The sequence below is a fragment of the Kangiella spongicola genome (assembly GCF_003194565.2).
GTDB lineage: Bacteria > Pseudomonadota > Gammaproteobacteria > Enterobacterales > Kangiellaceae > Kangiella > Kangiella spongicola.
In genome coordinates, this window is the sequence record NZ_QICH01000003.1 from 522,543 (window position 1) to 545,949 (window position 23,407).

24 protein-coding genes and 1 rRNA gene are annotated in these 23,407 nt (G+C 41.8%); 10 read left to right on the forward strand and 15 right to left on the reverse strand.

The annotated features are described in order from the left end of the window. Window positions 1-268 precede the first annotated feature (268 nt). Window positions 269-2,587 carry a DNA translocase FtsK gene (locus DL796_RS11205; RefSeq protein WP_406946428.1) on the reverse strand — a complete coding sequence of 773 codons (2,319 nt, stop codon included), beginning with the start codon at window positions 2,585-2,587 and terminating at the stop codon, window positions 269-271. A gap of 148 nt (window positions 2,588-2,735) precedes the next feature. Beyond that, a complete protein-coding gene (lrp, locus tag DL796_RS11210; RefSeq protein ID WP_110201780.1) occupies window positions 2,736-3,239 on the reverse strand; it encodes a leucine-responsive transcriptional regulator Lrp in 504 nt (167 codons plus the stop codon). A 151-nt stretch (window positions 3,240-3,390) separates the two neighbouring features. On the opposite strand from lrp, the gene ald reads away from it, so the two are divergent. Then, window positions 3,391-4,524 carry an alanine dehydrogenase gene (gene ald / locus DL796_RS11215; protein WP_110201781.1) on the forward strand — a complete coding sequence of 378 codons (1,134 nt, stop codon included), beginning with the start codon at window positions 3,391-3,393 and terminating at the stop codon, window positions 4,522-4,524. A gap of 52 nt (window positions 4,525-4,576) precedes the next feature. On the opposite strand, the gene DL796_RS11220 is transcribed toward ald, so the two are convergent. After that, window positions 4,577-4,942, reverse strand: a complete 366-nt coding sequence (locus DL796_RS11220) for a putative signal transducing protein (RefSeq protein WP_110201782.1) — start codon at window positions 4,940-4,942, stop codon at window positions 4,577-4,579. A gap of 428 nt (window positions 4,943-5,370) precedes the next feature. Here DL796_RS11220 and DL796_RS11225 point away from each other — a divergent pair, with 428 nt between their 5' ends. Beyond that, window positions 5,371-5,709, forward strand: a complete 339-nt coding sequence (locus DL796_RS11225) for a hypothetical protein (protein WP_146205088.1) — start codon at window positions 5,371-5,373, stop codon at window positions 5,707-5,709. Window positions 5,710-5,762: 53 nt separating this feature from the next. Here DL796_RS11225 and DL796_RS11230 read toward each other — a convergent pair whose 3' ends face one another. Further along, a complete protein-coding gene (locus DL796_RS11230; RefSeq protein WP_227593069.1) occupies window positions 5,763-7,298 on the reverse strand; it encodes a M23 family metallopeptidase in 1,536 nt (511 codons plus the stop codon). A 338-nt stretch (window positions 7,299-7,636) separates the two neighbouring features. Further along, complete coding sequence (locus tag DL796_RS11235; protein ID WP_110201784.1) at window positions 7,637-7,843, reverse strand: cold-shock protein; 207 nt, start codon at window positions 7,841-7,843, stop codon at window positions 7,637-7,639. Between the two features lie 287 nt (window positions 7,844-8,130). Here DL796_RS11235 and DL796_RS11240 point away from each other — a divergent pair, with 287 nt between their 5' ends. Together DL796_RS11240 and DL796_RS11245 are read left to right on the forward strand one after the other, a co-directional pair. Further along, on the forward strand, window positions 8,131-8,769 hold the full coding sequence (locus DL796_RS11240) for a DsbA family protein (protein WP_110201785.1): 639 nt from the start codon (window positions 8,131-8,133) through the stop codon (window positions 8,767-8,769). 4 nt (window positions 8,770-8,773) lie between these two features. After that, the gene (locus tag DL796_RS11245) at window positions 8,774-9,202 is read left to right on the forward strand and encodes a DUF1801 domain-containing protein (RefSeq protein ID WP_110201786.1); all 429 of its coding nucleotides are present in this window, start codon (window positions 8,774-8,776) and stop codon (window positions 9,200-9,202) included. Between the two features lie 10 nt (window positions 9,203-9,212). Here the strand turns inward: DL796_RS11245 and DL796_RS11250 are convergent, their stop codons facing one another. Continuing rightward, a complete protein-coding gene (locus DL796_RS11250; RefSeq protein WP_110201787.1) occupies window positions 9,213-9,392 on the reverse strand; it encodes a hypothetical protein in 180 nt (59 codons plus the stop codon). Window positions 9,393-9,617: 225 nt separating this feature from the next. Here DL796_RS11250 and trxB point away from each other — a divergent pair, with 225 nt between their 5' ends. After that, entirely contained in the window at window positions 9,618-10,565 is a 948-nt protein-coding gene (gene trxB, locus DL796_RS11255; protein ID WP_110201788.1) for a thioredoxin-disulfide reductase, read from the forward strand. A gap of 77 nt (window positions 10,566-10,642) precedes the next feature. On the opposite strand, the gene DL796_RS11260 is transcribed toward trxB, so the two are convergent. Beyond that, window positions 10,643-11,803 (reverse strand): acyl-CoA desaturase, encoded by a 1,161-nt coding sequence (locus tag DL796_RS11260; protein ID WP_110201789.1) that lies wholly within the window; start codon window positions 11,801-11,803, stop codon window positions 10,643-10,645. A 154-nt stretch (window positions 11,804-11,957) separates the two neighbouring features. Between DL796_RS11260 and fabR the strand changes: the two genes are divergently transcribed. Further along, window positions 11,958-12,584: an HTH-type transcriptional repressor FabR gene (gene fabR / locus DL796_RS11265; RefSeq protein ID WP_110201790.1), complete on the forward strand. Its 627-nt coding sequence runs from the start codon at window positions 11,958-11,960 to the stop codon at window positions 12,582-12,584. Here fabR and ltaE read toward each other — a convergent pair. Both ltaE and DL796_RS11275 read right to left on the reverse strand, forming a co-directional pair. Next, a complete protein-coding gene (gene ltaE / locus DL796_RS11270) occupies window positions 12,568-13,584 on the reverse strand; it encodes a low-specificity L-threonine aldolase (protein ID WP_110201791.1) in 1,017 nt (338 codons plus the stop codon). The two genes, fabR and ltaE, sit on opposite strands and share 17 nt — an antisense overlap. 163 nt (window positions 13,585-13,747) lie before the next feature. Beyond that, the gene (locus DL796_RS11275; protein ID WP_110201792.1) at window positions 13,748-15,973 is read right to left on the reverse strand and encodes an NADP-dependent isocitrate dehydrogenase; all 2,226 of its coding nucleotides are present in this window, start codon (window positions 15,971-15,973) and stop codon (window positions 13,748-13,750) included. 217 nt (window positions 15,974-16,190) lie between these two features. On the opposite strand from DL796_RS11275, the gene DL796_RS11280 reads away from it, so the two are divergent. Genes DL796_RS11280 through hflD form a run of 4 tightly spaced genes read left to right on the forward strand, consistent with a single transcriptional unit; the run spans window position 16,191 to window position 19,074 of the window. After that, window positions 16,191-16,811 carry a pseudouridine synthase gene (locus DL796_RS11280; RefSeq protein ID WP_110201793.1) on the forward strand — a complete coding sequence of 207 codons (621 nt, stop codon included), beginning with the start codon at window positions 16,191-16,193 and terminating at the stop codon, window positions 16,809-16,811. A gap of 36 nt (window positions 16,812-16,847) precedes the next feature. Further along, window positions 16,848-17,345 carry an NUDIX hydrolase gene (locus tag DL796_RS11285; RefSeq protein WP_110201794.1) on the forward strand — a complete coding sequence of 166 codons (498 nt, stop codon included), beginning with the start codon at window positions 16,848-16,850 and terminating at the stop codon, window positions 17,343-17,345. Between the two features lie 3 nt (window positions 17,346-17,348). After that, entirely contained in the window at window positions 17,349-18,458 is a 1,110-nt protein-coding gene (gene mnmA, locus DL796_RS11290; protein ID WP_110201795.1) for a tRNA 2-thiouridine(34) synthase MnmA, read from the forward strand. 1 nt (window position 18,459) lies between these two features. Beyond that, window positions 18,460-19,074, forward strand: coding sequence for a high frequency lysogenization protein HflD (gene hflD, locus DL796_RS11295; RefSeq protein WP_110201796.1), 615 nt, complete (start codon window positions 18,460-18,462; stop codon window positions 19,072-19,074). 26 nt (window positions 19,075-19,100) lie between these two features. Here hflD and DL796_RS11300 read toward each other — a convergent pair whose 3' ends face one another. The 6 genes from DL796_RS11300 to rrf all read right to left on the reverse strand — a co-directional run bounded on the left by DL796_RS11300 (window position 19,101) and on the right by rrf (window position 23,401). Continuing rightward, window positions 19,101-20,402 (reverse strand): hypothetical protein, encoded by a 1,302-nt coding sequence (locus DL796_RS11300; RefSeq protein WP_110201797.1) that lies wholly within the window; start codon window positions 20,400-20,402, stop codon window positions 19,101-19,103. Between the two features lies 1 nt (window position 20,403). Beyond that, complete coding sequence (locus tag DL796_RS11305; RefSeq protein WP_110201798.1) at window positions 20,404-20,946, reverse strand: hypothetical protein; 543 nt, start codon at window positions 20,944-20,946, stop codon at window positions 20,404-20,406. Continuing rightward, a complete protein-coding gene (locus DL796_RS11310) occupies window positions 20,939-21,511 on the reverse strand; it encodes an RNA polymerase sigma factor (protein ID WP_170114260.1) in 573 nt (190 codons plus the stop codon). The genes DL796_RS11305 and DL796_RS11310 overlap by 8 nt, the downstream gene beginning before the upstream one ends. Before the next feature lie 69 nt (window positions 21,512-21,580). Then, window positions 21,581-22,162: a hypothetical protein gene (locus DL796_RS11315; protein WP_146205089.1), complete on the reverse strand. Its 582-nt coding sequence runs from the start codon at window positions 22,160-22,162 to the stop codon at window positions 21,581-21,583. Window positions 22,163-22,289: 127 nt separating this feature from the next. Then, complete coding sequence (locus DL796_RS11320) at window positions 22,290-22,859, reverse strand: hypothetical protein (RefSeq protein ID WP_110201801.1); 570 nt, start codon at window positions 22,857-22,859, stop codon at window positions 22,290-22,292. 426 nt (window positions 22,860-23,285) lie between these two features. After that, window positions 23,286-23,401, reverse strand: a 5S ribosomal RNA gene (gene rrf / locus DL796_RS11325). Between the last annotated feature and the right edge of the window lie 6 nt (window positions 23,402-23,407).

Genomic DNA, 23,407 nt, shown 5'->3' on the forward strand with positions numbered 1-23,407 from the left:
GCTTTTAATTGTTTACCGTTATACAGCCCTAAGGCTGAATAATGACTTAATAAATGTCACTTAATTAATTTAACGCTCAGCTTTGTGCAGATGAATACTATAGTTATCATCCCGCCAGCATAATAAGGAAACCCTCCAAGATAGCATTTGAGCGTAAGCGGCGCTGTAGATACGCGGCAAAAGCTATTTTTCACGCGCAGTTTACACAGTGTAAATGAGCACTGAAAAATAGCTTTTAACAAAGTAGATACAAGTAAGCTAGCTCAAACTAATCCTTTGGTGGGGGCGGTGCTAACACCTCTCTAGCCCCATTGCTTCCCATCTCCGAAACAATTCCCGCAGCCTCCATCGCCTCAACCATTCTAGCGGCACGGTTATAGCCAATTTTCAAACGACGCTGGATTCCAGAAATTGAGGCACGACGACTCTCTGTAACAATTGCCACAGCTTGGTCGAATAATTCATCTTGCTCGCTATCTTCGCCTTCCATACCTGGAATACCAGGCACGGGGACTTCGCTAGTGCCGCTAATTACTTCTTCAATGTAATCAGGTTCGCCACGCTGCTTCCAATCTTCGACAACGCGGTGGACTTCATCGTCATCCACAAATGCGCCATGCACACGTGTCGGAATATTACTGCCACCAGGGAGATATAACATATCACCCATACCGAGTAATTGTTCAGCGCCGGTTTGATCGAGCACGGTCCTTGAGTCAATCTTTGAAGAGACTTGGAAACCAATGCGCGATGGAATATTGGCTTTAATTAGGCCGGTGATAACATCTACCGATGGTCTTTGCGTTGCTAGAATTAAGTGAATTCCTGCAGCACGAGCCTTTTGTGCAATACGCGCGATAAGCTCTTCAACTTTTTTACCGACAATCATCATCATATCGGCTAATTCGTCAATAACGATAACAATCGAAGGTAACTTTTCTAGTATTGGAGGCTCTTCTTCTAGGCCGTCCGTTGGTTGCCATAATGGATCTTTAATGGGCTCCCCTGCTTTAATGGCATCTTTAACCTTTTTGTTATAGCCCGCCAAATTACGCACACCTAGGGCAGACATCAGGCGATAACGTCGCTCCATTTCACCAACCGACCAACGCAGTGCATTGGCGGCGTCTTTCATGTCTGTCACCACCTCGCACAACAGGTGAGGAATCCCCTCATAAACACTAAGTTCTAGCATCTTAGGGTCAATCATGATCATCCGCAGATCTTCAGGTGGCGACTTATAAAGCATACTGATAATCATGGCGTTAACACCGACCGACTTACCAGAACCCGTCGTACCGGCGACTAATAAGTGTGGCATTTTAGCCATATTCACAACCACTGGATTACCAGCGATATCTTTGCCTAAAGCCATACTGAGCGGTGATTTTGACTTTTCAAACTCGTCACAAGCTAGAACTTCACGCAAACGTACGATTTCGCGCGTTTCGTTGGGTATTTCGATCCCAACGTAAGTTTTGCCTGGGATAACCTCGACCACACGAACCGAGATAGTCGACAATGATCTCGCCAAGTCTTTGGCTAAGTTAGAAATCTTACTGACCTTTACGCCAGGGGCTAATTCTAGCTCAAAGCGTGTAATCACCGGGCCTGGGTGCACTTCCATCACCTCGGCATCCACATTAAAGTCTTTTAATTTGAGCTCGACCAGTCGCGACATCGCTTCTAGCGACTCTTCCGAGTAATGATTTTTTGGTGGTTCAGGCTCATCGAGTAATTCCATGCGCGGGAAAGGCCCTTCGCCAGCGCCTTCAAACAATGGCTTTTGACGAGTCTTTTTTTCAATTTTCGCGCTCGGTGGCACCGATGCTACTTTGGGTTCAATTTTTACCGGCTTGCGCTTTTCGCGTTTAGTTTTGTCCTGTTTAATCGCTTCTTTGCGCTTAACCACCACCTGCTTGACGTCTTTTTCTTCTTGTCGTTTCTCTTTGAAGTTAGCGTACCATTCCTTGAATCTCGAAATACTATTGAGGGTCCAGCTACCGACTGTATCCATGATTTTAAGCCATGAAATTCCGGTAAATAGAGTTACACCAGACAGGAACAAAGCCAAAAGGATTAAGGTAGTACCATAAATACCTAATGAGCCAATTATAGCGCTGACGATGGCTTTACCTAATATACCGCCTGAAAAGTAGACGATCTCTATTTGCTGTAGGCAAACTTCTAAACCAGCGACACAGCGATCAGCAAAGTGTTGATATAACAAGCCGGCGCCAGCGATGATAGCGATTACCAGCCCGATACTCTTTATGATCCAAAAACTCTTTGGATGACTAGCTTCTTCTTTACGTTCGCTATAGAGCAAATATCCAAAATAGGCGACCACAAGAGGAATTAAATAAGCTAAGTAGCCAAATAGGTGCAAAAAGAAGTCCGCAAACCAGGCACCGCCCTTGCCCGCTGCATTGCGCACGGGATCGCCGTTACCATTGGTAAAGGAACCTGGGTCGTTGGGGTTATAGCTCAACAAAGCCAATAATAGAAACAAAGCAATAGTGACGAGAATGATCATTCCGCCTTCACTAAGTCGTTTACGAAGTATTGCTCTTGAATCTAACTGAATATCTTTCTTTTTTGTTGCAGCTTGTTTTGTTTTAGTTTTGCTCAATGTAATATCCTAATTTATCTCTGCTACCATTCTAGTCGAAGTTTCAGCTATCTCAAGCAGGTTAATGCAAAAACGCTAATAGTTAAACAAATCAGTAAAATACCTAGTCATTCGAGGTTTTCGTAGAAATCGGCAAGACGCTAGTTTCTTTAACCTCCTCCATGACCATGTAAGAGCGTGAAGCTCTGACACCAGGTAAGGTTAACAAGGTTTCCCCTAACAACTTTCGGTATGCCTGCATATCTCCTACACGCGCTTTAAGCAGGTAATCAAAATCACCTGAGACCAAATGACACTCGAGTATTTCTGGAATTTTAGAAACCGCCTCTTTAAATTCAGTAAACATATGTGGCGATGTATTAATCAGTCTAATTTCGGCAAAGACCAGTAACGAAAAGGACAGTTTATTGGGATTAAGTTTCGCGGAATACCCTTCGATGAAGCCATCTTTTTCAAGGCGCTTCACCCTCTCTAGGCAGGGTGTGGCGCTTAAGCCGACAAGTTTAGCAAGCTCAACGTTCGAGATCCGACCATTTGCCTGCAATTCCATCAGAATTCTGTGGTCTATTCGATCAAGAATCTGCTTACTGCCACTTTTAACTTTCATAGAGTTTTTATGCTATTTTTCAACCAAATATAGTTATTTATACTATATAACGGCAAACTTTAGCAAATAAAACTGTATAAACAGCACTATAATAGCGATTTTTACCGCCCCCCAAAAGGGTTCAACTTAACCGTCAATTTGGAGCTATATTATGTTGATCGGTGTACCTAAAGAAATCAAAAACCATGAATACCGTGCTGGCATGGTTCCTGGTAGTGTTCGTGAAGTAATTGCCCATGGCCACCAAGTGGTCGTTGAGACAAATGCTGGTGCTGGTATCGGTTTTACCGATGAAGATTACATCGAAGCTGGCGCAACCATTTTAGATACCCCTGAAGAAGTGTTTGCCAAGGCAGATATGATCGTTAAGGTTAAAGAACCTTTGGCGGAAGAGCGTAAGCTTCTACGTAAAGACCAAATTTTATTTACCTACCTACACCTTGCTCCGGATCAGCCTCAAACTGAAGATTTAGTGAAGTCTGGCGCCGTTTGTATTGCCTATGAAACTGTCACAGGTAGAAATGGTGGCTTGCCGCTATTAGCACCTATGTCAGAAGTGGCTGGTCGTATGTCGATCCAAGCTGGTGCTCAGTGCTTAGAGAAATCACGCGGTGGTTTAGGCATGCTGTTAGGTGGCGTACCAGGCGTATCCCCTGCAAAATGTGTGGTGATTGGCGCAGGTATGGTTGGTAGTAACGCTATTCGTATGGCTGTTGGCTTAGGCGCTCGCGTCGTAGTCCTAGACCGCAGTATTGATGCCCTACGCCGAGTAAACGCAGAGTTTGGCTCACGCGTTGAAACACTATTCTCAAGCCAAGAGTCACTAGAGCAAGAAGTAACCACAGCTGATTTAGTGATCGGTGGCGTACTAATTCCTGGCGCAGCAGCACCTAAGCTTGTTACCGAAGATATGGTTAAGAAAATGAAACCTGGCGCGGTACTTGTGGATGTTGCTATCGACCAAGGTGGCTGTTTCGCAACATCAAAAGCCACTACTCACGCAGAACCAACGTTTATCAAACATGACGTAGTACATTACTGTGTTGCTAACATGCCTGGCGCGGTTCCACGCACTTCAACCTTTGCCTTGAATAACGTAACGCTTCCATACATTATTCAAATCGCCAACAAAGGTTACCGTGAAGCACTTGCTAGCGATCCACACCTATTGAATGGCTTAAACGTTTATAAGGGCCAAGTAACTGAGCGCTCTGTTGCCGATAACTTAGGCTACGACTATGTCGATCCTAAAGACGCATTAGAAATCAGCTACGACACTTTATAATAAGTACCTTATATAATCGTGTTATATAAAAGCCGCTCTTGAGCGGCTTTTTTTACATCTTTAAGAAAGCAGCTAAAACAAGGAGCAGAAATATCAAAAACATGCTGGCACTAAGTACCGTGTTACTTGAGTGATTTGGATCTTGTTGTTGCGGAACAGAAAACTCATCATCATCTTTAAACAATTCTGCATCCTCTTCATCGACAAACGATGCGTTACCCCAGTTTTCAATAATCACCTTAGCTTCAGCTAGGTCTTCATCCTTTACCCAAACTTTAACGTTTCCCATAGCTGCCGCTTCTCCGACCGCGCCCTGCATTCCAGCTCCTCTAACTTGCGCAAAGATACCACCGTTATTTAGCAGATCTGAAATTAACTGTGCATCAAGGGCATCATCCGCATGGTATGCAATTTTCACTTATTATCCTAAGTTACAGTTATTTTTTGATATATAAACATATAAAATTCGCAAAATACAGCAACAATATCCCGCAGTTGTAGTATTGTCTTTGAACATAGCTGCTCTATAATCTGGTGCACGGAAATAACAATATTAATTCTATGGATCAGAACCTCAGGCTAGCAACCTTAAACCTTACCTGCTTCGTCAGTTTCATCATCTTTTGGATTATTTTTATTACTACTATCATGTATAACTACTGTTGGACGTATATCGAATTTTGGTTTGAAACCAAGCTACCAACTACCCCTTACCGCTGGTTTGTATCCCTATTCGGCTTCATAGGTTTGTGGCTGGGTATTGAGCTTTTAGTATCTATCCTAAATAAAAACTGCACTTCATATAAAGTATGGCAATACATAATTTGTAGTTTATTTATATCTCTGATGACGATATTTTTTATTAACTTTAAAATTCACTACGATATTACTCAAAACAAAGCAACACCACACGACCTTCTTATGAAATCTCGCTATTTCGAGGAATATCTCGCTAACCCTCTTCGCTTACCGAGAGTAGAAGTTATAAAAATTGAGTTTGCTGATGGAAGAAGCTTTCCAGAAGTCCAAAAATGGGAGGATTACTTATATCAACAAACTTGTGAGAAAAGGATCGACATTACTAACTTGAGCAAGGAACAAAGACAAAAATTATGGACAGACTATCAACTTTATATCGACACAGCTTTTGAAAAAGCAGGTTTCAGCCCAGAGGAATACCGGTAAATAAAAAGCCGCTCCTAAGAGCGGCTTAAACACTTACTGAGAATTGCCTGAACTTACTTATCAATTGTTAAGCTGTAATTACCTGAGCCACTGTAAGAATTGACTCTAACGGTGTAATAACCTGCACCAGCGCGGTAGTTAATGCTTTCCGATGAGTTTGGCGTGGTTGATGCAGCAACTGAGTACCAACGACCATTAATCCACTTCCAAAGGGCTAAATCGAAATCAACATTAGAGGGGCCTGTTAAAGACAAGTCTATAGTACCGCCGTTATAGTAGAAATAGCTGCCATCAGGCTCAAAAGCCTGTCCACGATGGTTTAAGTAACCTGTATAGGTATCACCACCACCTGGTGGTTCATCTGAAACGCCATAGTTGTAAACATTAGTCCAAGCACAATAACGTTGCCCGTTACGCTCTAACCAAAAATAGTTACAATCGCTGTCGTAGCTATTACGGCCTGCATCAACTTTATACCCCGATAACTTAACGCCGTCTAAATGGTAATATTGTCCATTTTGCTTAAGCGAGAAATGCAAATGTGGGCCTGTAGATTGGCCACCATTACACAAGGCTTGGCCTCTTGTATCCGCATAGTTAGCGATTCGTGTATTTCGATCAACCGTGGCATTAGTGCCGTATTGGATGTTTTCTAAGTGATAATAGGTTGTAGACCAGCCACCTTCGTGAATAACCTCCATAAAGCACGACGAATGGTATTTCACCGTACCTGGCGCTGCTGCCGTTACCCAAATATGTCTTAGGTTATCACCCCAACGACCGCCATCATTAAAGTCTAGTGACGACTGAGGGTAGCTACCACTACCGTTATTTGTATGGGTTCCACCATTTCGCCAGGTTTCACCAACCAAGTAAGGTAGTTGAAAATAGTCATCAATATTCGAGATCTTTTGCTGGCTCTCAGAGTTCGATTTGACCTTAGAATCGGCATCGCCGAATAGTTTGTTGTAGGTTTGTCCTACGGATATTACTGCTTTAGCATGGGTTGATTGAGAAAACTTCATGGCACTATCGGCATTAGAACTGTACTTAGGTGCTAAAATTGCTTTGATAGCTTTTACAGCGTCAAGATCTGTAGTTCGCTTCTCGTTGACGCCTGTTTGCGCGTAGGAATGCCCTTTATAGAACTCCATCGCTAGTCTTGAGCTAATATCTTCTACTTGCTCTCTAAAGCCTGCTTTGCTCGAAAGAATGCCAAATGGCCTTGCTGTGTTGTTGCTAGCTTTCGATGAACTAACTAAGCCACTTTCCTGCTCCATTAAAGCAATTAATAGCTTAGGGCTGATCGATGAATAACCTGCGTAGTGTGAGATGATTTCTGCTTTATCCGCGAGATGCGGAGCATTCTCTTCAAGGTATTCTTGCACATCAAAGCTGAGCATCTCATCATAGTCATAGACAACTTGTTGCTTTGTCAGCGCTTGGTCGACCTGCTGCGAGATCTGTGTTTTAGCCACTGATACTTGGCTTGAACTATTATCGTCAGCGGCATGCACCGTCAAATTCATACTGGTAGCTACAAAAAGTCCCACTACCCCCAATGATTTATAAAATTGAAATTTATTCATACACTCCCCCTAAAACTGTATGTCGCACAGAAACTGAGTTATCTTGTGTCGTGGCAGAAAAAACGCCGACAACACCATTCCTAGATTAATCATAAATAAATATATATCTGTGTCGGGCGTACATTTTGTACAGCTTGATACTAAATTCATACGAAACTGATACAAAAGGATTTATGGATATCTCAAATGACTGAGGTATTAAAGAAGAAATAATAGGTACTAGGGCTTATGGTAGAGCTGTAGTAATCGAAATCTAGAGTAAAGTGAGTTAACCGAGAAAGACAGGATCAAAAAAGCCGCTCATTTGAGCGGCTTTTTTATAAACGTTTAAAGTATAATTATACTTTAGTAACGTTAGCAGCTTGAGCGCCTTTAGGGCCTTGCTCGATTTCGAACTCAACCTGTTGGCCTTCTGCTAAAGTTTTGAAACCGTCACCTTGAATAGCGCGGAAGTGTACAAATACGTCTTCGCCTGCTTCTTGCTCGATGAAACCAAAACCTTTTGACTCGTTGAACCACTTAACTGTACCAGTTACTTTTGACATGTTATTTCTCCAAAGCTAATTTGCTTAAAATTAATGTTTGCGCTAAACCCATAAAGGCTGATTACGCGGGTGTTACTGAGATAAAAACGGCACTAACTTAGATAACAAATAGCGAGGGTACGAATTAAGCAAGTCAAAGAAGTGATTCTTTAGCGAACTTTGGTGTAGCATCGAACATGTGTATCTTTCGTAATAGCTGTTATTTTAACCAGCCGGCTTAGAATACTATATACTGACGGGATGTAAAGTATTATTTTATAAATTCTTGTAATTTTTACGATTTAACTATGATCAAAAAACTCTTTTATTTTCATGACCCTATGTGCAGTTGGTGCTGGGGTTTTGCTCCAACCTTGAGTGATTTAGAGCAAGGTTTAACGCTGGAGTTTGGAAGCGAGCTTGAGATCCAGTATGTCTTAGGTGGTTTAGCTCCCGATAGTGACGCACCTATGCCCCAAGAACTGCAAGATACTTTACAACAATACTGGAAGCGCATACACAAATTATTGGGCACCACCTTTAACTTTGATTTCTGGGAACAATGCACCCCACGCCGCTCCACTTACCCTGCGTGCAGGGCCGTTATTGCTGCCTCGAACCAAGGCAAAGAAAAAGCTATGATCGATGCACTACAACGCGCCTACTACCTTAGAGCTCTTAACCCTTCTGACATCAGTACCCATATACTTCTCGCCGAAGAACTTGAGCTAGACCTAATGGCCTTCAAAAAAGATATAGCTTCAGCAAAAACTGAAGAAGAGCTACACAAACAAATCGCACTGTATAGGACGCTATCCGCTAATGGCTTTCCTTCACTAACTTTGCAAGATAACCAAACCTTTACTGCAATTCCTATCGATTATAAAGATGCTGGTGTTATGCTTAACACTGTTAAGCGACTATTATCCCCTACTACACAAGGATAAAACGATGGCCAAAAAAGAAAACAAAACCCAACCCACAGGAAAATCTGTAGTTGAGTTTTTAAACCAGGTTGAACCTGAACAAAAAAGAAAAGATTCCTTCGCGTTGTTAGAGATGATGCAACAGCAAACTGGATTTGAAGCAAAAATGTGGGGCGACAGCATGATTGGCTTTGGAGAGTATCACTATAAATACGCCAGTGGCCATGAGGGCGATATATTTCTTGTCGGTTTTTCTCCAAGAAAACAAAACCTGACCCTATATGTGATGGCTGGGATTCACCAATATCCTGAGTTGTTTGAACGCCTAGGAAAGCACAAAACCAGCAAAGCTTGCTTATATATCAATAAGCTTGCCGATGTTGATACCAATGTTTTACAGGAAATTATCAAAAAGTCGGCGGAGTACTCTTCTAAACAGCAATCAGCCTGCTAATCGCTAATAATTAATGAGCCTGTCTTTCCAGTTCATTATCAGCAACTTGGCGCAACAAAGCATCGAGCCAGATCTCTTTAACTTTTTCTGCATCTAAGCCATATAAAGAGATATCGTTGGCAACCTGCTGGATCACCTGATCAATGTCTTTTTCGCTATCCAGATGAATGGTGTCTCTTTCGCTGTTCATAACTTATACAAATGATGAATGTAATTTTAGAATAACTCGTATTTGCATTATTCGCAATGCAGACTTGCATTAAATGGCACATAAAGACCTTCTATTACTTGAAGTTAGGCCTCTATGACTCCATAGAGTATGGTAATCAATTAAAGGTTTATTTATTGCTTACAAATACCTACAATTTAGGCACAAACTGTAGGAAAAACTAAAGAACTTCGGAGAATTTGATCAATGAGCGACACTCGCCATATTAAATGTTTAATTCTAGGCTCAGGCCCAGCCGGCTACAGCGCTGCTGTTTATGCTGCTCGAGCAAACTTAGAGCCAGCCATCATCACAGGTCTTCAACAAGGTGGACAATTAACAACCACCACAGACGTCGATAACTGGCCTGGTGATAACGAAGGTGTACAAGGTCCAGACCTTATGATCCGTATGCAAAAGCACGCAGAGCGATTCGGTACTGAAATGATCTTTGACCATATCAACGAGGTGGATCTTAAGAACAGACCATTTACGCTTAAGGGCGATAGTGGCACTTACACTTGTGATGCACTCATCATCTGTACAGGCGCATCAGCAAAATATTTAGGCCTACCTTCAGAAGAAGCCTTTATGGGTAAAGGTGTTTCCGCTTGTGCGACTTGTGACGGGTTCTTCTACAAGCAACAGAAAGTAGCGGTTGTTGGCGGTGGTAATACTGCGGTTGAAGAAGCGCTTTACCTCTCTAACCTTGCCAGTGAAGTTCACTTAATCCACCGTCGTGACGAGTTACGTGCGGAGAAAATCCTGCAAGACAAACTTTTTGAGAAAGCTAAGAATGGTAACGTCGTTTTACACTGGCACCGCACACTAGAAGAAGTCACTGGTGACGAAATGGGTGTTACAGGTCTGCGCATGAAAAGTACGCAAGATGACTCCATTGAAGAACTTGAAGTTCAAGGTGTCTTTATTGCTATCGGTCACAAACCAAATACAGACATCTTCGAAGGTCAGTTGGAAATGAAGGATGGTTACATCCAAGTTAAAAGCGGCTTACAAGGCAACGCAACAGCGACTTCAGTAGAAGGTGTATTTGCTGCTGGTGACGTTTCTGACAATGTCTATCGTCAAGCGGTAACTTCGGCTGGCACAGGCTGTATGGCTGCTCTTGATGCAGAAAAATATTTAGATCAGTAACTTTTTACTGGCCTTAATAGCAAAAAGCCCAGCAACCGCTGGGCTTTTTATTTAGCAATAATAATTCAAAACTTCGACTAAGCGTATTGCTTAGCTAGTTTCATCCAGTTTAGCCTTTGCTCTTCTAGTTTCAGCTTAAACTGTTCGTAGTTTTCAATTAAATGAGCTTTTTCTTCGGCAATTTCGTGTGCTAAATCAGCTTTTTTCGATTCAAGCCACACTTTCTTAGCTTCGTAAAACTCAGAAAGATGCGTAACCAGTTGATCATACTCGTGGTGTAACTTTTGCATGATCTCTTCAGCATTAGGCATAAGAGCCGCTTTCTGCTTAGCTTTTAATAACAAAGTTTCAGCGCGCGCTTTTTCGATTTTCTCGTTACTCACGACTTTAAGATTCTTCGTTACACCAACCCAACTTAGAGCTTTAATCCACCATTTTGAAGGGTCAAAATGCCACCAGCTAATACCATTTCGGTAATCTGACTGGAACTTGTGATGGTAATTATGATAGCCTTCACCACCCGTCAACACTGCTAAAATAAAGTTATCACGAGCTGAGTTTTCTTCAGTATAAGGTCGTGAGCCCCAGATGTGCGCTAAGGAGTTAATGAAGAAGGTTAAGTGATGTGACCATACTAAACGGAATACACCTGCCACCAACATCATTTCCCAGAATAAGCCGTAAGCTAAACCTAAGATTGCTGGAATCAAGACATTCGCGCCAACGCTCAGCAACCAATAGTACTTATGTTGGAACATGACAATCGGGTCGCGCTTTAAATCAGGACAACGAGCATATTGCTCATCATAACGTGTCTCATTGCGACGTTTTAAAATCCAACCAATGTGTGAATGCCAGAAACCTAAACTCGCTGAATAGGGATCTTTTTCATCATGGTCCACATGTTTGTGGTGGATACGGTGATCAGACGACCAGTGCAAGGCACTGTTTTGTAACGCTAGGCAACCACCAAAGGCCAATATACCGCGCAAGAAGCCGTTAGCTTCAAATGCTCGGTGTGACCAAAGTCTGTGATAACCCATAGAAATTGATGTGCTTGAGAATAGCCACAGGCCAGCTGCCCATAACCATGTAGACCAATGAAACCCGTACTCGAAGCCGTACCAAGGTACGACTGTGGCAGCAATTAGGAAACTGATGCCGAAAAATAATATGTTAGTCCAAATGTAACGCCCCTTCTTTTGGGGCTCTTGTTCGTGGACTCGTGCTTCTGACATTTATATACCTCTTTAAAACAGCGTACACATGTACGCTTAAATCTGGGCACAGTATAACTTCTGTTTTAATCAATTGCAATTCAGCGTACAACTGTACACTTAAGGCATTGTTTTCTATACTATGGGAATATTACAACTCTAAAGAAGCATATAAATGTTAGGCACTCGCGCGTTACAGAAAGAAAAAACCCGCCAGGCTATTATTCAGGCCGCACTCGCGCACCTGTCTGCCGATCAAAGCTTTTCGATGATGAGTCTGCGCGAGGTTGCCCGTGAGGCTGGCATCGCCCCAACCTCCTTTTATCGCCACTTTGACGATATGGAAGCTTTAGGCCTAACCTTAGTCGATGAGTCCGGCATTACCCTCCGTGAACTGATGCGTAAAGCACGCAGCCGTATTGAGAAAAAAGGAAGTGTGATTCAAACCTCTGTCGATACTTTTATGGAATTTGTGGAAACAAACCCTAATATTTTCAGATTACTGTTGCGTGAAAGAACGGGAATTTCGCCAGCTTTTAGAGACGCGGTTGCCCGTGAGATCCGTCACTTCAAAGAAGAGTTAAGCGATTACTTAGCTCAAGAAGCTGATTATAGCCCTTTAGAGGCTTATACCTTAGCAGAAGGCTTGGTTACTCTAGTCTTCAATGCTGGCGCTGATTCGTTAGATCTAGAGGCTTCTGAGAGAGAAGCCCTCAAGCAACGCACCATTATGCAACTACGTTATTTAACGCTAGGTGCAAAGATGATGCACCTAGAAAATAATACTAGCGTCTTGAATTAAAAAATGATTTAACTTGCTGGCAGACGTAGTCTAACTGATCACTAAAAATGTCTAGATGCATGACCCAGCGCATGGATTCGCTCGGAATAATAATAATACCCTTCTCTGCTAGAAAGTCCGCTAGCTGCTTTGCAGTTTCTAGTTTAGTTTTAATAAAAACCATATTCGTCTGCACTAATTCTGGTTTCACGTCTAGCTCGTCAAACTGAGACAAGCGCTCGGCTAACACTTTTGCTTTGGCATGATCTTTGGCTAAGCGCTCTACATGATGATCCAGTGCATAAATACCTGCGGCGGCTAAAACGCCCGCTTGGCGCATACCGCCACCAACCATCTTTCTCCAACGACGCGCCCACTTGATAGTATCCTTATCAGCACATAATACTGAACCAACAGGAGCTCCTAGACCTTTAGATAAACATATCGATATCGAATCTGAATACTGCGCCAAATCTTTGAGTTCACAGCCCAATGCAACCGACGCGTTGAAGGCTCTAGCACCGTCTAAATGCACACCCAGCCCTTTCCCTTGGGCAAAGTCATAGGCTTGTTTCATGTATTCAAGCGATATCACTTTACCGTTATGGGTATTTTCTAGACACAGCAATTTAGTTCTAGCGAAATGATAGTCATCCTTTTTAATAACTGCCTCGACCTTAGCTAAATCTAAACTTCCGTCAGGCTCTACAGTAATAGGTTGTGGCACCACACTGCCTAAAACCGGTGCACCGCCCGCTTCATATAGATAAGTGTGATAATCCTGACCAACGATATATTCTTCACCACGCTGGCAATGAGCCAAAAGTGCAACCAAGTTCGACATAGTTCCTGATGGCAGGAATAACGCATCAGCTTTGCCCGACATCTCAGCCATCTTTTCTTCGAGCTTATTAATTGTCGGATCGTCCTGAAACACATCATCACCAACAGCCGCTCTTGCCATAACCTTGCGCATGGCTTCTGTCGGCTGCGTTACCGTATCACTTCGTAAATCAATCATCATGCCTATCAACGATTAGTCCAAAAAAGCCAGTATAATTAATCAAATACAAAAGTACACCTTTGTACTAACCAACTTTATAAGCACTTAAAAGGTGCCTAGGATAATTCTTCTTGCCACAAAAAAAGGCGCCTTTCGGCGCCTTCAATCAGAACAGTCTGAATTAGCTAACTAGCTCAAGTGCTTTATTTAATGTTGCACTTGGACGCATAGCATCAGCTGCAAGCTTTTCATCAGTAAAGTAATAACCACCGATGTCCATCGCCTGGCCTTGAACTTTATTCAGTTCGTCAACAATGGTTTGTTCATTGCTAGAAAGCTCTTCAGCAAGCTTGCCAAAGTCTGCCTTAAGCTCTGCATCTGCGTCTTGCTTAGCAAGCTCCTGTGCCCAATACATTGCTAAGTAGAAGTGGCTACCACGGTTATCAAGCTCATTCACTTTACGCGATGGAGATTTACCGTTAAGCAATAAAGCTTCAGTCGCTACATCTAGCGCATCAGCTAAAACTTTTGCTTTTTTGTTGCCATTCTTTTCGTACATGTGCTCAAGCGAAACACCTAATGCTAGGAACTCACCAAGCGAATCCCAACGTAAGTGGTTTTCTTTCATGAACTGCTGAACGTGCTTAGGTGCAGAACCGCCAGCGCCTGTTTCAAACAAGCCGCCACCATTCATTAACGGCACGATCGATAACATTTTTGCACTTGTTCCTAACTCTAAGATTGGGAACAAATCTGTTAGGTAATCACGAAGTACGTTACCCGTAACAGAAATCGTATCTTTACCTTCTTTAACGCGCTTCAGAGTAAACTCAGTCGCTTCAATTGGCGACATGATGTGTAGCTCTAAGCCGTCTGTATCGTGATCTTTCAAGTAAGTTTCAACTTTCTTGATTAACTCTGCATCGTGAGCGCGATCTTTGTCTAGCCAGAATACAGCAGGAGTGTCTGATAAACGAGCGCGGTTAACCGCCAGTTTCACCCAGTCTTGAATTGGGGCATCTTTCACCTGGCACATTCTCCAGATATCGCCTTCTTCTACTTTGTGCTCTAGCAATGTTGTGCCATTCGTATCAACCACTCGAACCGAACCATTAGCAGGAATTTCAAAGGTCTTATCGTGTGAACCATACTCTTCTGCTTTTTGCGCCATCAAGCCAACGTTAGGGACAGTACCCATCGTTGTTGGGTCGAAAGCACCGTGCTCTTTACAGAAATCGATAGTCGCTTTATAAACGCCAGAATAGCTGCTATCAGGGATTACCGCTTTGGTATCTTTAGGGTTGCCATCTGGGCCCCACATTTGACCTGAGTTACGAATCATTGCAGGCATAGAAGCATCGATAATCACATCGCTTGGAACGTGTAAGTTTGTGATGCCGTTGTCTGAATCAACCATCGCAAGTTCAGGATTTTGCTCATAAACTGCTTTAATATCTGCTTCGATGGCTTCACGTGTGTCTTGAGGTATCTTATCTAAGTTACTGATTAAGTTACCAAAACCGTTATTAACATTAACGCCAGCCTGCTCTAAAGCAGGAGCATGCTTTGCGAAAACATCTTTAAAGAATACTTTAACGGCATGACCAAAAATAATAGGGTCTGAGACCTTCATCATGGTCGCTTTCATGTGCAATGAAAACAAAACGTCTTGCTCTTTAGCTTCTGCAACCTGCTCTGCCAAGAAGTCCATCAAAGCTTTTTTGCTCATGACAGAAGAATCAATAACTTCGCCAGCTAATAATGGGAAAGCAGGCTTTAATTCAGTAATGTTGCCATTGTCATCAACAAACTCAATCTTCACTTCAGTTGCAGCGTCTAAAGTTGTCGATTTTTCCGTCGAGCGGAAATCGCCAGAAGTCATGCTTGCAACGTGTGATTTAGAATCTTTAGACCAAGCACCCATCTTGTGTGGGTTCTTTTTTGCAAAGTTCTTAACCGCCTTCGGCGCACGACGATCTGAGTTACCTTCACGCAATACTGGGTTTACAGCACTGCCTTTGATCTTGTCGTAACGGCTGCGAATATCGCGCTCTTCATCAGTCGAAGGGCTGTCTGGGTAATCTGGAAGTGCATAACCCTTATCCTGCAACTCTTTAATAGTCGCTTTAAGCTGTGGGATAGAGGCACTGATGTTTGGTAGTTTGATGATGTTAGCGTCTGGCTTTTTCACCATTTCGCCTAATTGCGCTAACGCATCAGGAATACGCTGCTCTTCCTTTAGATATTCTGGGAAGCTCGCAATCACACGGCCAGCTAATGAAATGTCGCTAGTTTCGACACTGATACCGGCAGCCTTTGTAAATGCTTCGATAATAGGTAAGAAAGACTTAGTCGCCAAAGCTGGCGCTTCATCAGTGTGAGTATAGATAATCTTTGATGTTGTCATACAGTTTCCTAAGAGTCTTTGCAATCCAAACAGATTTTTCGACACGCCATAGTAATAATGACCATGCCTTTATGAATGAAGTGCGCGACATTATACGCGAAAACTACAAATCCTGCATTCCCAATACTGCATCTTTATTTCTGATTTCCATGAAACTGTTTCTATAGTCCGTTACAATAGTTCACCATATTCAAATCGTACGTTTATTAATCACTGCATGAGTCAGCTTGTACTTTTCAATAAGCCCTTCAATACTTTGTGCCAGTTTACTGGAGAGCCAGACGATTCTACGTTGGCTGACTATATCGATATTCCGAAAGTCTACCCAGCTGGGCGATTGGATAAAGATTCCGAAGGCTTACTACTGCTAACCGATGATGGCCAGCTCCAGCACCAAATCGCTAATCCCAAAAATAAAATGGCGAAAACTTACTGGGTCCAAGTAGAAGGCGCACCTACCGATGACGATTTAGAGCCTCTTCGCCACGGTGTAACGATTCAAAAGTACAAAACCAAACCGGCAAAAGCGGAAATCATGCAAGCTCCTAACGTTTGGCCACGAAATCCCCCCGTTCGAGCGCGTAAGAATGTTCCGGATACCTGGTTAAAACTGACTATCAGAGAAGGCAAAAACAGACAGGTTCGTCGCATGACAGCCGCGATTGGCTTCCCTACTCTACGCTTAATACGAGCTCAAATAGGCCCATGGTCACTAGACGCTCTTAGTCCGGGCGAATATCAGGTCATTAAAGTCGAGAGTCCGAGTAAAAATAAGAGCCAAAGTCCGCATTCTGCACAGTTTAAAGGCCGTAAAAGGTTCAGTAAAAGCCACAAATAAGCTATGATACGCGATTATTCGTATCAGGGTCTCAATATGCTCCCAATCCATGTAACCGTTGCAGCTGTGATTGAATCACAGGGCAAATTCTTAATGGTTGAAGAACATACTTCAAACGGCGGAATAGCGTTTAATCAGCCCGCTGGACACCTGGATCCTGACGAAAGTATTGAGCAAGCGATTGTTCGAGAAGTTAAAGAAGAAACTGGGCTAGATTTTGAGCCCGAAAGCTTGGTAGGAGTTTATACATTAAACCCCGCTAGCAACGGCAATTATTACCAACGTTTTTGTTTTACCGGCTCAATCAACGGTAGCCTTGAAACTTCGCCACAAGACCCCGATATTATCGCAGCGCACTGGTTAACTTTAAAAGAGATTACCGAGTGTATTAATGCTCACAGAAGCGGCCTTATCGTTAAATGTTTACAAGATTACCTCAACGGTTATCGCTTCCCATTAAACGCTTTGCATTACAGCGGTGATGAAGAATTATTACAGCAGCAAAGCCTAAACTATCTGTACGACCAGCTATAAACTATGAATACACAACACAAATCACCTCAGGACACTAGAGTCATCGTTGGTATGTCTGGAGGCGTAGACTCATCAGTCTCAGCATATCTTCTTCAACAACAAGGCTATCAAGTCGAAGGCTTGTTCATGAAGAACTGGGAAGAAGATGATGATACTGAGTACTGCTCAGCGGCTGAAGATTTAGCTGACGCTCAAGCTGTCTGCGACAAACTTGGCATTAAGTTACGTACCATTAACTTTGCCGCAGAGTACTGGGACAATGTATTTGAACACTTTTTAGCTGAATACAAAGCTGGACGTACACCTAACCCTGACATTATGTGTAATAAAGAAATTAAATTTAAAGCATTTCTTGATTACGCTAAGTTACTTGGTGCCGATTATATCGCCACTGGTCACTATGTTCGTCGTGGTGAAAAAGATGATAAAGCGACGCTTTTACGCGGCTTAGACAATAACAAAGATCAATCATACTTCCTCTACGCTGTAGGCCATGAAGAGATTGGTCGCACCTTGTTCCCTGTCGGAGAATTAGAAAAGCCTGAAGTAAGACAAATAGCTGAAGAGCAAGGGTTTGTGACTGCAGAAAAGAAAGATAGTACTGGCATTTGTTTTATTGGTGAGCGTAAATTCACCGATTTCTTACAGCAGTACTTACCTGCTCAGCCGGGAGATATAGAAACCCCCGAAGGTGAAGTTATCGGGCGACATAACGGTCTGATGTATCACACTTTAGGTCAACGAAAAGGTCTCGGCATCGGCGGCTTAAAAGACGCGCCAGAAGAACCATGGTTTGCTGCACAAAAAGATTTAGAGAGAAACGTGCTAATCGTAGCTCAAGGCCATGAGCACCCTCTTCTAATGAGCAAATCACTCATAGCAAAGCAACTCGACTGGGTGGCCAGAGAAGCCCCTGCTGAAACATTCAGTTGCACTGCTAAAACTCGTTACCGTCAAGCAGATGTTAGTTGTACAGTAACTAAGCAAGATAACGACGAGTGGTTGGTAACATTTGATGAAGAACAACGAGCTGTTACCCCAGGCCAGTCTGTTGTATTTTATGACGGCGATATTTGCCTTGGTGGCGGCATAATAGAAAGTACACAGAAATAATATGACTCACTATAATTTTTCAGACTCTGTAATTGCACTGGCTGGAATTTGCCAAGCCATCAACTGCGTAAAAGATATCTCTAGAACTGGGCAAACAGACCCTATCGATATGGAAACCATGCTTGTTAGCATCCTAAAAACTGAAGCAGATAGCACTGAAGCAGTATACGGAAGCCACAAATATCTCAGCACAGGTTTTCAAACCTTGATCGATCTTTTATCAGGCCCGCGAACCGACGCAGATCTAAGTCGCTACCTTGTGTCCGTCATTAGTTTACAGAAGCGTTTTTTAGCGGATAGTAATATGAAACAAGTGATGGCTTCGAGGGTCAACCAAGCTAATCGACTTTATGAATACCAAGAAAAGATTGATCACGATCTCATCGAACAACTAGCGCATATTTATAAAGATACTATTTCAACGTACCCAACAAAAATACAAGTGACTGGTAGCAGCCAATATTTGCAGCAAGCTGGCAATCAATCAAAAATTCGCGCCCTGCTTCTTGCAGCTATTCGAAGTGCGGTTTTATGGCAACAAGTAGGTGGCAAAAAGCGTCATTTCCTTTTCTCAAAAGCTAAAATCATTGATACAGCTAAAGCATTCTTAGCCTAGCTCATGAATAACCGAGTGCTCTTTGCCTATAAAGAGCACTCATAGTCTTCAACCTTCCACAGCATCGGCTCCCAATATTCGCCATCTTTAGTTTTCCAGCGCTTAGTTCGGTCAAACTTTGCCGCTAAATAATATCTTTTGTTAGGCTCAATTTTAACCTCGAATGTTTTCCCAACTTTATAGGGTCTGCGCTGTCGAAAACTTGAAACGACTTTATCCGACGGAATTTTGTCGTATAGTTTAAAAGAATGTGCCCCAGCCTTTAATTTAAAAATAACTTTGCTCGAGATTACGTTATCTCCATCGAGCTGAGCGGCCTCAACGTTGTATATATCCTGAGCGATTTTAGGTGTCATCAACAAGGTCACAACGCCACAAGCAGTGTCAGGATATTGTGCTTCTTTTTCGACTACAAACCTCCACGCAGGGATTAACTTTGACTGTACTTGTGTCGTTAAATTTAACTGTTGATTGTCACGCTCAACACTAACATCGAGCTTATCGCCATCAGCAAGAGTTAATTCAGAAATATCTTTAAGTCTTTCACCATTAACCCTGATGCTTTTAATATAATCACCGGGTTGGAGCATCAAGGAATCAGCACTCCCCCCTTCATCAACTCGTATAACCTGGTTTGTAGTTTTATCAATAGTTATTCCAAAACGAGTCTCGCTCTTAGTTTTTTGTGATAAATCAACTTGAAACTCAACGTTATCAGCCTCAGCTTCCAGGCGCTGAATATCACTTAGCATCAAATTAATTCGGCCTTGTAGCTTTTCTAAGATTTCGACTGAGTCATTAGATTGAAACATCTGAGTTTTGAGCTGATTATTTTCAGTATCAAAAACTAATTCGTTACTAGGGCTAGCGAATAATTGCCAGTGCGGAGTGACATTATTAGGAATCACTGTGTTGAGCTCTATGTTCGCACCATCTCTTGTCACAAATGCAGAAACTTTATCGCCACTACTCGCTTCGATTCTTTGATAACTTTTTTCGTGAACTACGCTATTAATAGTTATACGTTTAAGAATATCGCCGACTTTCAGTCCCATCGAAGCACCCATCCCTTGGGACGACACTGATAGAACAGTTTTAGAGCTCGGCTCCACTATAATCCCGAGGCTAACATTATTTTCTTCAGGTTTGCTTAGGTAGACATTCCACTCACTGGATTCGAAATCCATGATGCGAGACATTGAGTCACTAATATCAATACGAATATCATCAAGTAATGCTTGGCTTTTTGGATTAACTAACTCAGACGCCTGCGAAGCATTGTATATGCAAAATATTATTAAAATAATAAGCAAAAAGCTTTTTTTCATACTAAATCCTAGCCATTACATATTGGTTGGTGTACAAGCCTTTAAGCTGCTTTGTCATTTCTAGTCTTTTATACCATAACGCTTGAATATCATTTTTTGAAGATACTTGTCCCGACTGGTAAAACTGATTAATTGCATCATCTAATTCACCAATATCCTCGCGAATTTTCAATATCTCGATATAGGGTAATGTATTGTTATGGCTTGTCTGAATCTTAGCAATTTCAGCTTCTAGTTCGTTTGAAGCGGTTATTAGCTCTGATATGGACATTGAAGGTTTTGAACTTAAATCGTCAGAACCTACACTGCCTATGCCGAAATAGTTTTGAGTTATTACTGCTGCAAAACCTATGGTAATTAAAAACACAGCAGCAATATGCCAAGTAGGCTTGCTAAATCTCTTTCGAGCAGGTTCCTTTGCGATGAATTGCTCTAAGTTTGTTTGAAAGACTGCATCCTGTTCAGGGCTCGGCTGACACACTGTAGAATTCAAAAGCTCAGTCTTTAACTTACTTCTTAATTCATTCTCTGTCTGCTTATTCATTACTAACACCTGCTCTACTATTGGTTTTCTCTTGCTCTTTAACCAACTGCTTTAAACACTTTATAGCTCTGCTATATATCACGCGTGAGTTTTGTTCAGAAACACTTAACTTTTGTGATATTTCTTTATGGCTATAGCCTTCTACTGCATAGAGCCAAACAACTATTCTTTCGCGCTCATCTAATATCTCAAGATAATGTTCTAAATCCCAGTGAGCACTATTAATAATGGAAAGGGATTCGCTAGCCGAATAATCAAACGATTCATTGTTAGAAACTGTGTCAAATCGTTGATTTGCTCTAATAATATCTATCACAGAGTTATAACTCAGCCTCTTTATCCAGCCATTCAGCTTATTACTGTCCGATAAAGACGAAATACTATCCATCATCTTGAGCATGACCGTTTGCAAGACATCATTTGCTCTATGTTCATCTCTTAACATATGAAACGCCAAGTTAAAGATCGGTTGCTTATAGGCATGATAAATCTGAGTTAAAGCAAATTTATCACCCCTTTGCGCCCTTTTTATGATCTTTTTTGAACAGTTCTGATTAAAAGACAAAGTAATTCCACTTAACCATTTTAAATATTAGACGGCATAGCTAGGCCAATTGTGTCAAAAAATATAAAATTAAACATATAAGCAATTCGTGAAAAAATCACCAGAAGGTGCTTTAACCCACCGCAGTATTTGCCCTTGTCCAATGACACTTTGTGTTAATACACGGTCATTTTCATCCTTTATAAAGCATTTACGTTGACTTGAGGAAAGATTTTTTACGCTTATAAACTTCTTGGCAGAGTCGACTTTAACTAATATTTGGTAAGAATGCTCAGGATAATCCCTCCAAACCTCAACCGATTTTGACCATTTCACGCATTTATAGTTAAGCGAGCCAGACATTGGACCAATGTGCTCTAACTCAGTAGTTTCTCTTGGCTTAGCAAATATAGTATTAGCTTCAGTGCCATTAATTCTATTAGCACAGCGGATGGTGTAAGTAGTGTAATTTTTAATTTGTCCCTGCCAATCGTTACATAAACCACCGGTTTTATATGAAAAGCCATCATAAGAAGTTACATTAAAATTAGACTCCTTAACACATGCTCTCTGACCACCCATGCTTGCGTTCATCTCATCCATGCCCCTAATAAACAAATCGGAACAGCCAACAGTAAATATGCTAAAAATAGTAATTATAAAAAACTTCACCAACCCATACCTTTCGCTAGCAATAAAAAATTATTAATACTGTCTAGACTATATACAAAAGTCTACAAAAGAAGCAGAAAAGCCTATGAAATCATAGGCTTATTAAAGATATAACAGATAAAGTTTATTAAACTGATACTGGCCATAACCAACAAAATGTAGCGGCTGTTACAGCGGAGTAAATGGAAGCATCAATAAGGTACTTTAAAGTAACGGACCAAGGGTGACCAAACCAGATACTGTAAGGGATTGAAGCCCAGCCATAGCAAATAAAACCAGAAACAAAAAGTAGTTGAAAGATCTCTAAAGAAGAAGCAGCTGAGGTTAAGGAAATACTACCGATATAACCTACAAACAAACTACCAACGATGAAATACAACAGCTGAAAAGATAAAAGCTTACCCATTGGAGGTAGACCATTTTCAAAAATAGTCACAATTGCAACAGGACCCTTCTTAAATCTGGCCTGAACTGCTGGATCATTCATCTCGTTAAAGTCCGCACAATGAGGCAATGTATAAAGCCCCACCTTATCTCCGGACTTAGATAATGAATCCGATAAAGCATCTTCATCATTTAATCTCTTATAATCAGTATTATGATACTTAATTACCATGTGAATGATTGCGCTAGCTATCCAAGCAAACAATCCACTTAACAATATAGCTAGCCAAAGCTCTAAGATAGATACACCCATAATTCCCCCAAAAAATAATTAAAAAATTAATATAGCACATATACTAGCTTCTTAGGGCTAAATAAAACTAGTCAATATGTTTGGATCGAAGGTTGAAAAAGGTTAAAACAAGTAAGAAAGAATGGAAGTTTTATCTGAAAAATAGTTATATGGTTACCTTATATTAAGAGGATTGTGACTGAAATAGTGGGGAATTAGTAAACTCCAGCCATAAACAAACAACCTTAAGCTGGTTTTTTGTATAAGCGCACACGTGCCCTTCAGGGTATGCGAGGGTCTGCCCCATAAGGTAAGACCTACAAGGAAGGAGGAAGCGCTATAAATTGGTCGGAATAAATTCAGCGGTTGCCCAGGTAATAAGACATTAACTTTTCGAACATGTAATAAAAAAGCCCTAGCATTGCTGCTAGGGCTTTGTTGTTAAGCGCTTGGCGATGACCTACTCTCACATGGGGAAGCCCCACACTACCATCGGCGATGAGTCGTTTCACTTCTGAGTTCGGCATGGGATCAGGTGGTTCCAACTCTCTATGGTCGCCAAGCAAAAA

Bases quoted from the DNA above. Each gene is read 5' to 3' on its own strand.
- lrp (WP_110201780.1), bottom strand. From the start codon at position 3,239: ATGAAAGTTAAAAGTGGCAGTAAGCAGATTCTTGATCGAATAGACCAC.
- ald (WP_110201781.1), top strand. From the start codon at position 3,391: ATGTTGATCGGTGTACCTAAAGAAATCAAAAACCATGAATACCGTGCT.
- DL796_RS11225 (WP_146205088.1), top strand. From the start codon at position 5,371: ATGACGATATTTTTTATTAACTTTAAAATTCACTACGATATTACTCAA.
- DL796_RS11230 (WP_227593069.1), bottom strand. From the start codon at position 7,298: ATGAATAAATTTCAATTTTATAAATCATTGGGGGTAGTGGGACTTTTT.
- DL796_RS11235 (WP_110201784.1), bottom strand. From the start codon at position 7,843: ATGTCAAAAGTAACTGGTACAGTTAAGTGGTTCAACGAGTCAAAAGGT.
- DL796_RS11240 (WP_110201785.1), top strand. From the start codon at position 8,131: ATGATCAAAAAACTCTTTTATTTTCATGACCCTATGTGCAGTTGGTGC.
- DL796_RS11245 (WP_110201786.1), top strand. From the start codon at position 8,774: ATGGCCAAAAAAGAAAACAAAACCCAACCCACAGGAAAATCTGTAGTT.
- DL796_RS11250 (WP_110201787.1), bottom strand. From the start codon at position 9,392: ATGAACAGCGAAAGAGACACCATTCATCTGGATAGCGAAAAAGACATT.
- trxB (WP_110201788.1), top strand. From the start codon at position 9,618: ATGAGCGACACTCGCCATATTAAATGTTTAATTCTAGGCTCAGGCCCA.
- DL796_RS11260 (WP_110201789.1), bottom strand. From the start codon at position 11,803: ATGTCAGAAGCACGAGTCCACGAACAAGAGCCCCAAAAGAAGGGGCGT.
- fabR (WP_110201790.1), top strand. From the start codon at position 11,958: ATGTTAGGCACTCGCGCGTTACAGAAAGAAAAAACCCGCCAGGCTATT.
- ltaE (WP_110201791.1), bottom strand. From the start codon at position 13,584: ATGATTGATTTACGAAGTGATACGGTAACGCAGCCGACAGAAGCCATG.
- DL796_RS11275 (WP_110201792.1), bottom strand. From the start codon at position 15,973: ATGACAACATCAAAGATTATCTATACTCACACTGATGAAGCGCCAGCT.
- DL796_RS11280 (WP_110201793.1), top strand. From the start codon at position 16,191: ATGAGTCAGCTTGTACTTTTCAATAAGCCCTTCAATACTTTGTGCCAG.
- DL796_RS11285 (WP_110201794.1), top strand. From the start codon at position 16,848: ATGCTCCCAATCCATGTAACCGTTGCAGCTGTGATTGAATCACAGGGC.
- mnmA (WP_110201795.1), top strand. From the start codon at position 17,349: ATGAATACACAACACAAATCACCTCAGGACACTAGAGTCATCGTTGGT.
- hflD (WP_110201796.1), top strand. From the start codon at position 18,460: ATGACTCACTATAATTTTTCAGACTCTGTAATTGCACTGGCTGGAATT.
- DL796_RS11300 (WP_110201797.1), bottom strand. From the start codon at position 20,402: ATGAAAAAAAGCTTTTTGCTTATTATTTTAATAATATTTTGCATATAC.
- DL796_RS11305 (WP_110201798.1), bottom strand. From the start codon at position 20,946: ATGAATAAGCAGACAGAGAATGAATTAAGAAGTAAGTTAAAGACTGAG.
- DL796_RS11320 (WP_110201801.1), bottom strand. From the start codon at position 22,859: ATGGGTGTATCTATCTTAGAGCTTTGGCTAGCTATATTGTTAAGTGGA.